We start from the raw sequence: 14,615 nt of genomic DNA, 5'->3' as shown, positions 1-14,615 counted from the left end.
ATTTTTTAAAGGTATAATGAGTAATGAATAAGGGATAATCCTGGGGATTCAAGATTTTCCGTCTAATATCTCATATCTCAATACTAATATCTATAATACTCCGGTTTAAACGGACCTTCAACAGTTACTCCAATATATTTGGCTTGTTCTTCAGAAAGTTCTGTGAGTTCCACACCAATCTTTTCAAGGTGAAGGGCAGCTACTTTCTCATCTAAATGCTTCGGAAGCATATAAACTTTGTTCTCGTACTGGTCTGTATTCTTCCAAAGTTCGATCTGGGCCAGGGTCTGGTTTGTAAAAGAGTTACTCATTACAAAACTTGGGTGTCCTGTGGCACATCCAAGGTTTACAAGACGACCTTCAGCAAGAAGGATGATATCTTTCCCGTCAATAGTGTATTTGTCAACCTGTGGCTTGATCTCAGATTTTGTGCTTCCGTAGTTTTCATTCAGCCAGGCTACCTGTATCTCATTGTCAAAGTGTCCAATGTTAGCAACAATGGTCTTATCTTTCATTGCCTTAAAATGCTTGGCACGAACGATGTCTTTATTCCCGGTGGTGGTAATAACGATATCAGCTTTTGGCAGTACGGTTTCAAGTTTCTTTACTTCAAATCCGTCCATTGCAGCCTGCAGAGCACAAATTGGATCAATCTCTGTAACGGTAACTATTGATCCTGCACCTCTAAAAGAAGCAGCAGTACCTTTACCAACGTCGCCATATCCACAAACCACAACTCTTTTACCTGCAAGCATCACATCTGTAGCACGACGAATTGCATCTACCGCACTTTCTCTACATCCGTACTTGTTGTCGAATTTTGACTTGGTTACAGAGTCGTTCACATTGATGGCGGGCATAGGAAGCGTTCCGTTCTTCATGCGCTCGTAAAGCCTGTGAACTCCGGTAGTGGTTTCTTCAGAAAGGCCTTTAATCCCTTCAGCAAGTTCGGGGTATTTGTCCAGTACCATGTTGGTAAGGTCACCTCCGTCATCAAGGATCATGTTTAGTGGCTTGCGATCTTCTCCAAAGAAAAGCGTTTGCTCGATACACCAGTCAAATTCTTCAGCATTCATCCCTTTCCAGGCATAAACGGGAATTCCGGCAGCGGCAATTGCAGCGGCAGCCTGGTCTTGTGTAGAAAATATATTACATGAACTCCAGGTTACTTCGGCACCAAGGGCTACAAGAGTCTCTATAAGCACAGCAGTCTGGATAGTCATGTGAAGGCAACCGGCAATGCGCGCACCCTTCAAAGGCTGCTCTTTTCCATACTCCTCACGCAGGGACATAAGACCCGGCATTTCGGCTTCGGCAAGTTCTATCTCTTTTCTTCCCCATTCTGCCAGGGAAATATCTTTCACTTTATACTGGGTATAAGGCTCTGTTTTAGTTGACATATTATTATATTTGATTTAGCATATTCAGAAATGCAAAAATACAGAATATCTAAGAGTTATATATGCCCCTTTACAAAAGAATAACAATAAATAAAGCTACTAATGTGCTCATTTGGAAGATCGAAGAGTCTTTTGAAGAGTTAAGTAAAGGCATAACCCTCACCCCCTTATGCAGCGAAAGGGTGCAGGGGATGAAAAGTGATATTCACCGACGCGGATTTATGAGTGTACGGCATTTACTTGCCGAAGCAGGTTATGAAGACAGCGACCTCTTTTATGATGAAGCGGGAAAACCCCACCTGCGCGATGGCAAATATATTTCTATCACTCATTCCTTTAATTTCTCCGGAATTATTGTGAGTGACAGGGAAGTTGGGATCGATATTGAGAAACAGCGGGAAAAAATCCTCTTAATTGCACCAAAATTCACTCCTATAGAAGAGTACAGGACCCTCGCAAACACCGATGCACTTATTAGAAAGCTCACTATTGTTTGGGGCGCCAAAGAAGCTGTGTACAAACTCTACGCCCAGCCAAAAGTGAGTTTTTTGCAGCACATTAATATTACCGATTTCGATTTTGATGAGCAGAAGACCACCGGGAAGATTACTTTTAACGGCCAAACCAGCTGGTATGAATTCGAATTTACCGAATTTGAAGGTTTCACCTGTGTCTATACCCTTCGAAAAGTCTCTTAATGCCAAAGGTACTGGAGGGAATCATTACTGCGGAAAAAGCCGGCACAAAAATGCTGGCGGTATTAATAGATCCTGAAAAATTCGACTGCAGCACTGCTCAAAAATTCCTTCGGAAAATGCCATTTTTGACTACCCATATTTTTATTGGAGGCAGTACCTGTACGCCTGAAGCGGTAGAAGAATGTACAAAAGCTATTAAAGCCGAAACCCATCTACCCGTAGTGCTTTTCCCGGGTGACCACCAGCAAATTTCAGGTAAAGCCGATGCGCTCCTTTTTTTAAGCCTGCTCTCCGGAAGAAACCCCGACTACCTGATTGGGCAGCAGGTGAGATCTGTGCCTCTTATTTCAAAAACCAGGCTCGAAATCATTCCCACGGCCTATCTGCTCATAGATGGCGGAAAGGAAACTGCCGTACAAAGGGCCAGCAAAACCCAGCCGCTTCCGCAGAAGGATGTACAACAAATTGTAGACACTGCCATGGCCGGAAAATATATGGGGAAACGTCTTATTTACCTGGAAGCCGGTAGCGGCGCAAATATTCCTGTTGCAGCAGGAATAATTTCCGCAGTAAAAGAAGCAGTGCAATTGCCCGTTATTGTTGGCGGGGGCATAAGAACTAAAGAACAGCTTGAAGCTGCTTACCGTGCCGGGGCCAATATGGTGGTGATAGGTACAGCCTTTGAAAAAGGGCATTTTTTTCTCTGAATTTTTTTCAGTCGTAGCAAAAGTTTTCAAAAAGGCCTGTTTTACGTCTTAATCTTCCTAATTTTGAGAAGACAAAAACTATCAACATGCAAATTTCAGTAGAACTTGCTCTTACTCCGCTTCAGGATGATTTTGAAGCGCCAATTAAAGCCTTTATTAAGAAACTTCGCAGTTCGGGGTTAACTGTAATGGAAAATCCTTTGAGCACCCAAATTTACGGGGAATACGACAAGGTGATGGAATTTCTTACTGAAGAGGTGAGGGAAACTTTTCAGGCTTCAGATCATGTATTGCTTACCATGAAACTTGTAAAGGGAAACAGAAGCGATTATGCAGCCGATTTTTGATTTCTTTTTTCAGCAGTATTCAGATTATCCTACGCTTTACATAATTTTAGAACTCATTGCGGTGGTGTTCGGGTTTCTTTCGGTATGGTATTCCAAGCAGGAGAATATTTTGGTTTACCCCACCGGAATTATTAGTACCGTCATCTTTGTTTACCTGCTGTGGCAGTGGGAGCTGCTGGGAGATATGATGATCAACGTATATTATTCTACCATGAGTATTTACGGCTGGTATGTATGGACGCGCAAGGTAGATGCCCGGCATTACATTCCCATCACCACCACCACTCAAAAAGAGCATTTTTGGAGCCTCATCATTTTTGTTGCTACCATGGCTTTTACTTTTGGGATCTACGAGTATTTTGACAAGTGGAATAGCTGGACCGCTTATGTAGACACCGTGACCACGGCCATATTTTTTGTGGGTATGTGGCTCATGGCACGAAAAAAACTCGAAAACTGGATCTACTGGATCGTGGGTGATATTATTTCTGTGCCATTATATTTTTACAAGGGGCTCACTTTTACCAGTTTGCAGTACCTTTTGTTCACAATAATCGCAGTTTATGGATATAAAACATGGAAGAAGAGCTTGAGCAGCGGCGGTCACGTGATGTCATAAAAATCGTCCTGTTTGGACCCGAGTCTACAGGAAAAACCACTCTGGCCCAAATGCTGGCCAAACACTACAATACGCAGTGGGTGCCCGAATATATGAGGGAATACCTGCAAAAGAAGTGGGATGAACAGCAGGAGACCTGCGAACCCCACGATCTCCTGCCTATAGCCCGTGGCCAGATGGCCATTGAAAACCTGAAGGAAGCTAAAGCCAGTAAATATCTTTTTTGCGATACCAACCTGCTTGAACTGGTAGTCTACAGCCGTGCCTATTACAACGAATTTGTTGATCAAGTCCTTCTTAAACATGCGTTAAAGGCACAGTACGATCTGTATTTTTTAACGTATATTGATGTTCCCTGGGTTGAAGATGATCTTCGCGACCGCCCTGAAGACAGGGATGAAATGTTCGCCAGATTTAAAAAAGCCCTTGATGACAACCATTTACCCTACCGCATCCTGGAAGGTGACTTGCAGCAGCGGCTGGAAATGGCGGTAAAAATTATTGATCAACTAAAAAAATAGACCATTGGACTTTAGTGAAAAGTACATCTCCCATTTTAGGGAGAAAGGGATCTCTCCCGAAAAAGTAGAAGAGCAAATTGAGATCTTTAAAAGAGGAAATATCGTAGTTAACATCAGGGAGGCAGCTACAGTAAAAAACGGAATCCTCTCATTTTCCGAAGAAAAGAAAAACGAACTTACAGCACTTTACGAATCCCGAAAGGATGACCTCAATCTCCTCAAATTCGTGCCGGCATCGGGCGCAGCCACCCGAATGTTTAAAGCTTTTTACAATCTGCTGAAGGAATTTGATCCCGAAAATGAAAACCTCGATGAATATATAGATCAAAAGAATGAGCAGAGCCTCGAAGTATTTTTTAACCGTATAAAGGATCTTCCTTTTTACAATGAGGTAAAGAAAAGGGCTGTCCAGGCTACCCCGGGTTACGAAGAAATGCCAGAAGACCGTCAGCAGTATTTGTTCGTAAAATACATGCTGCAGGAGGATGGATTAGATCTTGGAGATCAACCTAAAGGTCTCGTGCCATTCCATAAATATGATGACCATCTTGCCACAGCTTTTGAGGAACATTTAGTAGAAGCTATAGATTACGCGGCTTCCGGTAAGAAAGTACGTATCCATTTTACTGTTGCCAAAGAGCACAGGGAAAAATTTGAAGAGGAAGCCAGGGAAGTAGTGCCCCGTCTGGAACGGGAAACAGGCTACAGGTTTGAGATTTCTTATTCTTACCAGGATCCAAAAACCGATACTGTTGCGGTTACCAAAGAAAATGAACCATTTAGGGATGAAAACGGGGAGATCTTCTTTAGGCCCGGTGGTCACGGTGCCCTCATCCAGAACCTGAATGACCAGGAGGCCGACCTTATCTTTATAAAGAACATTGACAATGTAGTGATCCCAAAGAACAGGGAACTTCTTGCTTCTTGTAAAAAAATGTTGGGAGGAAAGTTGCTGCAGCTGCAGGAGAAGGTATTCAAATATCTTGAACAGCTGGAGCAAGGTGCCTCAGTAGATAAACTTCAGGAGATAGCAGATTTCCTTCAGAAGGAATTAAATGCAGGGCTCAGTGTCAATTTCGAAGATCTTACTGAAGAGGAAAAACCTTCAGTAATAAAGAACCTTCTCAACAGGCCAATTCGCGTTTGTGGTATGGTTAAAAATGAAGGGGAACCGGGAGGAGGCCCTTTCTGGGTAACTCATAAGGATGGTAAGATCTCTTTGCAAATTGTAGAAAGTGCACAGATAGATCACGAAAATTATCAGCAGAGCAAGATAGCTAATGAAGCTACCCACTTTAACCCTGTAGATATAGTATGTTCTACCAAAGATTACCGCGGAGGCAAATTTGATCTTGACGAGTACGTTGATGAGGATACCAGCTTCATTGCAAATAAAACAAAAGACGGGAAAGAACTTAAGGCCTTAGAGCTGCCAGGCTTGTGGAACGGTGGTATGGCCTACTGGAATACCATCTTTGTGGAGGTGCCGGTAGAGACCTTTAATCCGGTGAAAACTGTAGCCGATCTTTTAAAATCTTCACACCAGGTACAGTAAGTTGGATGAACAACAACTCATACAGGAAGCTGACTATAAGGCCGTAAGAAGTTCGGGTGCAGGGGGCCAGAATGTGAACAAGGTCTCCTCAAAAGTCGAGCTGCATTTTAGGCTGGAGGAGACCGCAGGACTTTCAGAAGAAGAAAAGCAGCGCGCATTGAAGAAATTGTCATCCCGGCTTACAAATTCGGGAGAGTTGATCTTGCAGTGCGATGAATCACGAAGTCAGCATAAAAATAAGGAGATCGTTACCCAAAGGTTTCTGGAACTAATTAAACAGGCTATTGTAAAACCGAAGGTCCGAAAGAAGACCAAAACACCAAAAGCAGCAAAACTGAAGCGGCTAAGAGAGAAAAAGAAACTTTCAGAAAAGAAGGCTACCCGCAAAGACCCTTTAAAAGATTGAAATGAGGAATATTTCTACAAGTGGGTGGGGAAAAATCTAAATTACCGCACAAACTTTACTTCACTAAAAATAGCCAAAACCCCTGTGTCACAGGGGGTTTGTTGTTCATGTGCCAGAATGGCCCGGTTTTCCCTTTAGACTTATCAGACTAAAACTAAAACATTAAACCCAAAAAAACTTAAACTATGAAAAAGGTATGTCTTACAGTATTCGCTGCATCTGCAATGTTATTTTCAGCTCAAAATCTTACAGCCCAAAAAGTAGCTCAAACGCAGGTTGAGGTAGAAGAAACAGTGGTTCAAAGAGCCCAGGATGATTTTACACAAATTGAAGTTCAGGAACTGCCTGCTGCTGTAAAGCAAGCTGTAGAACGTGATTATGCGGGGGGCACTATTGCTGAAGCCTATGTGAAAGAACACGAAGGCGCACAAAAATTTAAGCTGAAATTGACCACTGCCGATGGTGAGGAGCAAGAGCTTTATGCCGATGCCGAAGGTAATTGGATAGAGAAGGACAAAAAGTAATCAAGGAACTGTTCAGAGCAGTAATCTGATCGCTACCACTAAACTAAAGGAGAAACCGACTCCTGGTGGCAGATCTCCCGCGGAAGATGTATTACCTGAGTAATTGCTACCCCGGAACCGCCAACCTTCTGGTGTGGTATAAAGCCAACAGAGGAGATTTGAAAAATGGAGAATGTTCAAAAAAGAGGGCTATGATTGTAGCTCTCTTTTTTATGTTTATTTTTGGTCTTGAGGGGTGGGAAAACTGTAATTTTGTTACTATTTAAAAATACCAATGACTAAAATTCTCTTAGTTGAAGATGATGTAGCATTCTGTACTATGCTCAAGACTTTCCTGGTAAAAAAGGAATGTGAAGTTGATGCCGTGTACACTGCAACTGAAGCCCTTAACCTGGTTGCTAAAAATAAATACGACCTGGTGATTTCAGATGTGCGTCTCCCCGATAAGGAGGGGCTCGAGATCCTGCAGGCTGTAAATCAAAAAGGAGAAAATACGGGGGTCATTATGATGACGAGCTATGCCGAAATTAGTATGGCTGTAAATGCAATTAAAGAAGGAGCATTAGACTACATAGCCAAGCCATTTCATCCCGAGGTGATCATGAATGCGATTGAGGCAGCTGTAAAGAATCCCACTGTTCCTAAAGTGGCCTCTCCCAAAAAACCTGAAACCTCTGCACCTCAGGATACCTACATTAAAGGTGGGAGCGAGGCTTCTTCCAAGCTTAATAATTATATAGATCTTGTTGCGCCTACCAATATGTCTGTGCTCATAATGGGTGAAAGTGGTACGGGAAAGGAACAGATCGCGAAAAGTATCCACCAGAAAAGCAAGCGAAATGCAGCGCCATTTGTTGCGGTAGATTGTGGAGCCATTCCGCGCGAACTGGCTTCCAGTGAATTTTTCGGGCATGTAAAAGGCTCTTTTACGGGAGCGGTAAATAATAAGACCGGGCATTTTGAAGCTGCCAACGGCGGGACGCTTTTCCTGGATGAAATTGGGAATCTCAGTTACGAATTACAGGTGCAGTTGTTGCGCGCTTTGCAGGAACGCAAGGTAAAACCCGTGGGCAGTAATGAAGAGATCCATGTGAACATCAGGGTGATTGCGGCTACCAATGAAGATCTTTCAGAAGCTGTCAAAAAAGGCGATTTTAGAGAAGACCTTTACCACCGTCTCAATGAATTTTCTATTAAAGTCCCTTCTTTGAAAGACAGGAAAGAAGACCTTATGGTGTTTGCCAATTATTTTCTTGACAGTGCCAACGAAGAACTGGAAAAAGATATTTCAGGTTTTTCTGAAAAGAGCATTGCTGCATTTAAAAGGTATAATTGGCCAGGCAATCTCAGGGAGCTCAAAAATGTTGTAAAACGAGCTGTTTTACTTTCAACAGGAGAGTATATTTCTTCCAGTTGTTTACCTTCCGAAGTACTTGCGGCCAAAGAGGAGCCTGAAGAACAGGATTACAGCCTCTTCAAAAACAAGAATGAACAGGAAATGATCCTGGATGCGCTTGAAAAAACCCGGGGGAATAAAAGTAAGGCTGCAAAATTGCTGTCAATTGACAGGAAAACCCTGTACAACAAACTGAAGCAATACGGTATTAACCTGTAATCTCTTCCTGAAGGTTTTCCAGAAGCTTATTCACCTCTTGTGCCAGAGAAGGCACATCGATGCTTTCTGTTTCTGTACCACTGGCATTTTCTAAAATCACAAGTTTCTGTATCAAATGTGGCACCTGCAGCTGCCTGAACATAGGCAACATCTTATGCGCTACGGCAGAGACCTTCTCTTTTTGCCCTTTTTGATGGGCCATTTGCAGTAAGACCAGGTTAGACCTGGTGCTTTCAATAAATGCGTTTAAAATGGCATCCATAGCTTCAGGATCTTCTCCTGCAAAGTTCCTGATCTCGGTTAAGGTATAGTTCTTTTGTGGCTGGGTTGAAGTGGTTGTAGCCGGAGGCAGGGTTTTTAATTGTAGGTCCAGCAGGTCGCCAATAAGATCCAGTAATTCACCCGGAGAATAAGGCTTAAAAAGACTGCCGCTAAATCCCCTTTTTAGATAGTCTGCTGCACTAACGTCTGGCCTGCCTGAGAGGGCAATCACCGGGAGGTCTTGCAATTTAGGTTCTTTCCTGATTTTTCGGAGCAGTTCAAAACCGTCCATTTTTGGCATTTGAATATCTGTAAGTACCAGGTGTGGCGGGAAGGCCTTTACTTCTTTTAAAGCCTCTTTCCCGTTGTGTGCAGTGCGATAAGACATACCTGCATTGCGTATCAATTCTTTTAGCAATCCCAGTTGCGCCGGTTCATCATCTACAATGAGCACAGAGATCTTTTCGGGATCTACTATCGGCAGGTTCCGGGGGGCTGCAGGCTGTTCATTAGTGGCAGCATATTCTACCGGGATCCTGATTAAAAAGGTGCTGCCTTTTCCGGGTTCACTTTCCAGGCTTATTTTTCCGCCTAAAAGATCGGTGAGTTTCTTGCTTATAGACAAGCCGAGTCCGGTGCCGCCGTAGCGCTTTTCTATGCTGCTATCTTCCTGTGAAAATTCTTCAAAAACCTTCTCTTTCTGTTCTTTTGAAATCCCTATTCCTGTGTCTTTCACTTCAATGAACAATATGGGATGATTTTTCTCCTGCTCCAGTCCGGCTTTTACCTGCACGCTGCCCTGCGGTGTAAACTTGCAGGCGTTGTTTACCAGGTTTGTAAGTATTTGTTTAATTCTGAATGGGTCTGTAATTACCGGCCTGTCCAGTTCGGGTGCTATTTCTACCAGAACTTCCACATCCCGTGGCTTTTCAGGGGGAACAGCGTTTTCTACGGATTCTTCAATCAGGTTTTTCGGATTAAAAGCCAGGGTATCAATAGACATTTTTCCCGCTTCAAGCCGCGACAGGTCCAGCAGGTCGTTCACAAGTCGCAGCAGGTAATCTGATGATCGTTTAAGCTGTCGCAGGTACCTGTTCTGGGATTTGTTGAGCTCACTTTTTTCGAGTAAACCTGTATATCCAATGATGGTGTTCAGGGGCGACCTTAAGTCGTGTGTAACCGTGTTCATAAATTGTTCGCGGCTGGAGAGTAGCGATTCCGCATAAGTCTTTGCAGCCTCCAGCTCCTGCCTGTACTGCTGACTCTTAGAAACGTCTTTCACTACCAGGAACACGAAGGTTAAAATTACCAGCAGACTTGCAATTGCCAGGAAGAGGATGATCCTGGAAGTGTCTTCTACGGTATTTTGCCAGGCCTCTACCTGGTCCATAGACGCCATTCTTTCTTCAGTCTCTAAAGTACTTAACAAGGTGCGTAACCTGTTGTTGAGCTGTATCTCATTGGCCAGTAACTGGTCTTCTTTATTTTCCAGTTCCTGCCGGTAGCGCCGCTCCTGTGTTTCCAGCTGGCCCAGTACGCTTTTTACTGAATTGACCAGGGAATCTATGGTGATCCCTGGAGGTTTTGGGCTCTGCTCATTTGAGTACTGCAGCAGCTTTATAAGTAATTGCCGCTGGTGCGGCTGCAGGTCTTTAAAACGCTGGTCGTAATTTCGGCTTTCAAAATTCTCATCTACCCGCTGTAATTCTGAAAGTACCCTGGCGTAATAGCTGTCGGTTTCTCCGCGGGCTCTAAGCTCCAGCAGTTCTTCGAGGTTTTCGCTCTTTTGGCTAAGTAGTGTATTTATGCTGTCAATTTCCCTGTCCAGAGAACTGTCAGTTCTAAAATTCTGCAGCGAGGCGAGGGTGAATTTAATAGAATCAATTTTGGCATTGTAGGTATCAAGGCCTTCCAGGTTAGCACTTTGAATGAGCTTCCTGCTAAGACTTTCGGCCTCATACAGCTTGGTAGCGGCCTCTCCCACCAAAAGCAGCTTTTGGTTTCCGGCATTACTCCTTTCAGTTAAACTGGTATAACCGGTCACCTGGTTATAAATAAACCACACCGCCAGTCCCATGAGAGAGGCCAGAATGATATAACCGGCAAAGACGGTGAAAGTTATAGATGCCTTTTTTTTTGCCATGATTTCTTTGAAAGTGTAAAATTAAAAGCTTTCTGTGCTAAACCTTCAAAAATTAGGTTAAATCGAAAAAAAGCATTTACCTTTGCCGCGTCTCAAAGGGGTGCTAAGTCCTGCGGAAGCAGGAGGAAGCTGAGATTATACCCAAGGAACCTGGGCAGGTAATGCTGCCAAGGGATAGGTGCAAAGTGCACCGCGCAAGTATTATACTCCTGTCAACCAATAGTGGTTTTCAGGATTTTTTATTTTATAACAACAAGAATAACAGCCCCTTTTATTCGTAACCAATTTTTTACGAATGAAACATGTTTTCTTAATCTTCAGTTTTTTTCTTGTCGCAGTAAGCGGCTTTTCACAAGAATTTCAGGTGTCGGGTACAGTGACAAGTGGTGATAAACCGCTTGAAGGTGCCATTGTGAGAGTAGAAGGCTCATCGCAATTCACCCAGACTTCAGCAGGAGGGAAGTATTCTTTTACTCTTGAAGAAGGTGTGCACTATCTCATTTTTTCCTTCGGAAATAAAAAACGGGTGCGCATAGATCTTTCCGAAGATATAGTGCTGAATGTAGATATGAGTGATGCCGAAGAGCTCCTCGATGAGGTGTTTTTATCGGCAGTGCGGGTGAGTGCCGCGTCACCCATCACTTACAGCAATTTATCTAATGAGGAGATAGAAGATCGTAACCTGGGCCAGGATATTCCCAGCCTTATGCAGTACATGCCGGGAGTGGTCACTACCAGTGATGCCGGTGCCGGTATTGGCTACAGCAGCATTCGTGTGAGGGGTACCGAGGCCCGCGGAATCAATGTTACTATAAATGGTATTCCCTATAATGATGCCGAAAGCCAGGGGACCTTTTGGGTAAACCTGGGAGATTTTGCCTCTTCTGTAGAAGACCTGCAGCTGCAGCGCGGGGTGGGAACCTCTACAAACGGGGCCGGGGCTTTTGGTGCCAGTTTGAACATACTTACCGACAGGTATAACTATGAACCTTCGGCCGAGATCGCCAATAGTTTTGGTGCATACAATACCCGAAAACACACAGTGAAATTTAGCACAGGCATCTTTGACGATCACTGGGAATTCAATGGAAGGGCTTCAGTAATAAAGAGCGACGGCTATATAGACCGGGCTTCAACCGATCTTAAATCTTACTTTTTTCAGGGTTCTTATATTGGGGAAACCACGCTTGTAAAAGCCCTTACCTTTGGAGGGAGTGAAGTTACTTACCAGGCCTGGGATGGGATTGACGCAGATCAATTAAAAGAAGACAGGCGTTTTAACCCCGCAGGGGCCTATGAAGATGATCAAGGTAATCTTCGTTTTTACGACAATCACATAGATGATTATAAGCAGGATCACTTCCAGCTGCTCTGGAATGAGCGCTACGGCAATGGCTGGTCTTCAAACATTGCGCTCCACTACACTTACGGGAGAGGTTTCTACGAATCATATCGCGCAGAAGAAGACCTGGAGGCCTATAATCTGGAACCATTCACCGCAAATGGGGAAGAGATTACTCAAAGTGATCTGGTTACCAAAAAATGGCTGGTCAATGATTTTTATGGCACAACATTTAATGTGCAGTACGAGAATGAAAACCTTGAAGTTATTGCCGGTGGCGCCTGGAACAACTATGAAGGAGACCATTTTGGAGAGGTGATCTTCACCCGCTTTGCGCCCAGCCTGCCTTTGCACAGGTACTATGAGAATGATGCTGAAAAAAGTGACTTTAATCTCTTCGGAAAAGTAACTTATGCCCTTAGGGATAATCTTGCACTTTACGGAGACCTGCAACTAAGAAAGATCAATTATGAGGTCAATGGCTTTGAAGAAGAAAACACACCTTTTATAGTTGATGACAGCCATACCTTTATTAATCCAAAAGCCGGATTTACCTACGAATTTTCGGAAGCCAGCCGACTTTACTTTTCGTTTGCCAGGGCACATAGAGAGCCTAACCGATCCGATTATGAAGCGGGTAACCCCGAACCTGAAGAGTTAAATGATTATGAGCTGGGATGGAGATTTGCGACAAGTAACTTTCAGCTGAATTCCAATCTTTACTATATGGATTACCGCAACCAGCTGGTACTTACAGGAGAACTAAATGATGTGGGTGCACCAATTAGAAGAAATAGTGGGAACAGCTACAGGCTGGGTCTGGAATTGGATGCCGTGGTGAGGTTGCATCCCAAGTTCAGTTGGCGACCAAATGTGGCCATTAGCCGGAATAAAAATGATGAATGGTTCGCTTCATGGGACGGGGAACTGCGCAGCTTCGGAAAAACAGACATCTCTTATTCTCCCGGGATCATTGCCGGAAACATTCTGGAATACCGACCTGTAGAAGGACTTGAGATTAAATTCCTTTCAAAATACGTGGGAGAGCAGTATATGAGCAACCTCGAAAATGAAGCATCTTTGCTCGAAAGTTATTTTGTAAATGACATTAACCTGCAGTACACCTGGAGCAATGCTCCTCTCTTTAAAGAGATAGTCTTTACCGGTTTGATCAACAACATCTTTAGTGAAGAATACGTGTCAAACGGATACTATTATACTTATGATTGGGATGGGCTTACCTACGATGGCGTAGGATATTACCCACAGGCTACCCGCAATTTCCTGGCGGGGGTGACTTTGAGATTCTAAAATATAACCCTTCAAAAAAGGCTTTTTTGAGACCTCTCAAGAGAGCCTTTTTTAATGCATTTTAATTAGAGATCTGTATCACATTCCCCCTCTTTTCTACCCGGTAGGGCTGCAGCATATATTCTCCCGTACCTGCAGTTTGCTCTCCCGTAATGATGTTGTAAACATTTCCATCTCCACAGGTACATGAAGCTGCTGTTCCGTTTACGGTTAAGGCAGAACAGGCTTGAGGTATATGGTTGGGGTCCGAAAGTTCATAAGCAAAATACTGATCGTTGTTGAGGTTGTAAATCACAATTCCGTTAATGCCGTAGTTGCGGGTTATAAATTTATTTCCCGAAAAATTCAGCTGATTATACTCAGGAAGGTTAAGGTCAAACTGCACTGAAAAATTCAGGTGGGGCAGGTAAGGATTTTTACGTATCTCATCATCAGAAGAACATCCTAAAATGGTGATAGATAAGGATAAAAGCATTAAAATTCGCTTCATATTTGGTTTTTTAAAAGCTGCCGGATTATAATTGTACTGGATATTTTAATTTACTATATTTGTTTAAAATCCCGTCGGCGAATGGGATTTTTTCTATTTATATAAACGACGAAGTTATGAGTAAAGTATCATATTATAGTGCAGATGGCCTTAAAAAACTTAGAGATGAACTCAATCAATTAAAGGATGTTGAGCGGCCAAAAGCTTCACAGGCAATTGCCGAAGCGCGTGATAAAGGTGATCTTAGTGAGAATGCCGAGTATGATGCTGCAAAGGAGGCCCAGGGTTTACTTGAATTGAAAATTGCAAAACTGGAAGAAATATATGCCAACGCAAGGTTAATTGATGAGTCGCAACTCGACACGTCTAAAGCCCTGGTACATTCAACCGTGAAAATCAAAAACGTGACTAACGGTGCCGAAGTAAAATACAAACTGGTAGCCCAAAGTGAAGCCGATCTTAAAGCAGGTAAGATCTCTGTAGATAGTCCTATCGGGAAAGGTCTTCTGGGGAAAAAAGTAGGAGAGATTGCTGAAGTACAGGTGCCTTCGGGGACAATGAAATTCGAAATTCTTGAGATCACCCGTGACTAAGGTGTCAAAAATGTCATTTTTAAGGATCCTTTCTTCGGAAAGGATTTTTTTATGCCCCGGTTTATGCCGAAAATCTTAACTTG

14 protein-coding genes are annotated in these 14,615 nt (G+C 43.3%); 11 read left to right on the top strand and 3 right to left on the bottom strand.

Annotation, left to right across the window (positions count from 1 at the left end):
- Nucleotides 1–83: 83 nt before the first annotated feature.
- Nucleotides 84–1,400, bottom strand: a complete 1,317-nt coding sequence (gene ahcY / locus VS868_RS05590; RefSeq protein ID WP_345599472.1) for an adenosylhomocysteinase — start codon at nt 1,398–1,400, stop codon at nt 84–86.
- Nucleotides 1,401–1,462: 62 nt separating this feature from the next.
- On the opposite strand from ahcY, the gene VS868_RS05585 reads away from it, so the two are divergent.
- From VS868_RS05585 to VS868_RS05545, 9 genes are all read left to right on the top strand, one after another.
- On the top strand, nt 1,463–2,098 hold the full coding sequence (locus VS868_RS05585; protein WP_345599471.1) for a 4'-phosphopantetheinyl transferase superfamily protein: 636 nt from the start codon (nt 1,463–1,465) through the stop codon (nt 2,096–2,098).
- Nucleotides 2,098–2,805 carry a geranylgeranylglyceryl/heptaprenylglyceryl phosphate synthase gene (locus tag VS868_RS05580; protein WP_345599469.1) on the top strand — a complete coding sequence of 236 codons (708 nt, stop codon included), beginning with the start codon at nt 2,098–2,100 and terminating at the stop codon, nt 2,803–2,805. Before VS868_RS05585 ends, VS868_RS05580 begins: the two co-directional genes overlap by 1 nt.
- A gap of 86 nt (nt 2,806–2,891) precedes the next feature.
- A complete protein-coding gene (locus VS868_RS05575; RefSeq protein WP_345599468.1) occupies nt 2,892–3,152 on the top strand; it encodes a YkoF family thiamine/hydroxymethylpyrimidine-binding protein in 261 nt (86 codons plus the stop codon).
- A complete protein-coding gene (gene pnuC / locus VS868_RS05570) occupies nt 3,136–3,771 on the top strand; it encodes a nicotinamide riboside transporter PnuC (RefSeq protein ID WP_266071152.1) in 636 nt (211 codons plus the stop codon). Before VS868_RS05575 ends, pnuC begins: the two co-directional genes overlap by 17 nt.
- Nucleotides 3,729–4,292: an ATP-binding protein gene (locus VS868_RS05565; protein WP_345599467.1), complete on the top strand. Its 564-nt coding sequence runs from the start codon at nt 3,729–3,731 to the stop codon at nt 4,290–4,292. Before pnuC ends, VS868_RS05565 begins: the two co-directional genes overlap by 43 nt.
- Before the next feature lie 4 nt (nt 4,293–4,296).
- A complete protein-coding gene (locus VS868_RS05560; RefSeq protein ID WP_345599466.1) occupies nt 4,297–5,847 on the top strand; it encodes a DUF4301 family protein in 1,551 nt (516 codons plus the stop codon).
- 1 nt (nt 5,848) lies between these two features.
- Nucleotides 5,849–6,253, top strand: coding sequence for an alternative ribosome rescue aminoacyl-tRNA hydrolase ArfB (gene arfB / locus VS868_RS05555; RefSeq protein WP_345599465.1), 405 nt, complete (start codon nt 5,849–5,851; stop codon nt 6,251–6,253).
- Between the two features lie 185 nt (nt 6,254–6,438).
- Entirely contained in the window at nt 6,439–6,777 is a 339-nt protein-coding gene (locus tag VS868_RS05550) for a hypothetical protein (protein WP_345599464.1), read from the top strand.
- A 274-nt stretch (nt 6,778–7,051) separates the two neighbouring features.
- Complete coding sequence (locus VS868_RS05545; protein WP_345599463.1) at nt 7,052–8,392, top strand: sigma-54 dependent transcriptional regulator; 1,341 nt, start codon at nt 7,052–7,054, stop codon at nt 8,390–8,392.
- Here the strand turns inward: VS868_RS05545 and VS868_RS05540 are convergent.
- The gene (locus VS868_RS05540) at nt 8,382–10,796 is read right to left on the bottom strand and encodes an ATP-binding protein (RefSeq protein WP_345599462.1); all 2,415 of its coding nucleotides are present in this window, start codon (nt 10,794–10,796) and stop codon (nt 8,382–8,384) included. The genes VS868_RS05545 and VS868_RS05540 overlap by 11 nt on opposite strands.
- Before the next feature lie 295 nt (nt 10,797–11,091).
- Between VS868_RS05540 and VS868_RS05535 the strand changes: the two genes are divergently transcribed.
- Entirely contained in the window at nt 11,092–13,449 is a 2,358-nt protein-coding gene (locus VS868_RS05535) for a TonB-dependent receptor (RefSeq protein WP_345599461.1), read from the top strand.
- Between the two features lie 61 nt (nt 13,450–13,510).
- Here VS868_RS05535 and VS868_RS05530 read toward each other — a convergent pair whose 3' ends face one another.
- Nucleotides 13,511–13,939, bottom strand: coding sequence for a hypothetical protein (locus tag VS868_RS05530; protein WP_345599460.1), 429 nt, complete (start codon nt 13,937–13,939; stop codon nt 13,511–13,513).
- 116 nt (nt 13,940–14,055) lie between these two features.
- On the opposite strand from VS868_RS05530, the gene greA reads away from it, so the two are divergent.
- Nucleotides 14,056–14,532, top strand: a complete 477-nt coding sequence (gene greA, locus VS868_RS05525) for a transcription elongation factor GreA (protein ID WP_345599459.1) — start codon at nt 14,056–14,058, stop codon at nt 14,530–14,532.
- The last annotated feature ends 83 nt before the right edge of the window (nt 14,533–14,615 follow it).

The sequence above is a fragment of the Salinimicrobium sp. 3283s genome (assembly GCF_039602225.1).
In the GTDB taxonomy this organism is placed as follows: Bacteria; Bacteroidota; Bacteroidia; order Flavobacteriales; family Flavobacteriaceae; genus Salinimicrobium; species Salinimicrobium profundisediminis.
Note: the sequence above shows the minus strand (reverse complement) of the source record. Positions and strands in the feature narration are given on the sequence as shown.

Bases quoted from the DNA above. Each gene is read 5' to 3' on its own strand.
- VS868_RS05550 (WP_345599464.1), top strand. From the start codon at position 6,439: ATGAAAAAGGTATGTCTTACAGTATTCGCTGCATCTGCAATGTTATTT.
- VS868_RS05580 (WP_345599469.1), top strand. From the start codon at position 2,098: ATGCCAAAGGTACTGGAGGGAATCATTACTGCGGAAAAAGCCGGCACA.
- greA (WP_345599459.1), top strand. From the start codon at position 14,056: ATGAGTAAAGTATCATATTATAGTGCAGATGGCCTTAAAAAACTTAGA.
- VS868_RS05540 (WP_345599462.1), bottom strand. From the start codon at position 10,796: ATGGCAAAAAAAAAGGCATCTATAACTTTCACCGTCTTTGCCGGTTAT.
- VS868_RS05530 (WP_345599460.1), bottom strand. From the start codon at position 13,939: ATGAAGCGAATTTTAATGCTTTTATCCTTATCTATCACCATTTTAGGA.
- VS868_RS05585 (WP_345599471.1), top strand. From the start codon at position 1,463: ATGCCCCTTTACAAAAGAATAACAATAAATAAAGCTACTAATGTGCTC.
- pnuC (WP_266071152.1), top strand. From the start codon at position 3,136: ATGCAGCCGATTTTTGATTTCTTTTTTCAGCAGTATTCAGATTATCCT.
- ahcY (WP_345599472.1), bottom strand. From the start codon at position 1,400: ATGTCAACTAAAACAGAGCCTTATACCCAGTATAAAGTGAAAGATATT.
- VS868_RS05575 (WP_345599468.1), top strand. From the start codon at position 2,892: ATGCAAATTTCAGTAGAACTTGCTCTTACTCCGCTTCAGGATGATTTT.
- VS868_RS05535 (WP_345599461.1), top strand. From the start codon at position 11,092: ATGAAACATGTTTTCTTAATCTTCAGTTTTTTTCTTGTCGCAGTAAGC.
- VS868_RS05545 (WP_345599463.1), top strand. From the start codon at position 7,052: ATGACTAAAATTCTCTTAGTTGAAGATGATGTAGCATTCTGTACTATG.
- VS868_RS05565 (WP_345599467.1), top strand. From the start codon at position 3,729: ATGGAAGAAGAGCTTGAGCAGCGGCGGTCACGTGATGTCATAAAAATC.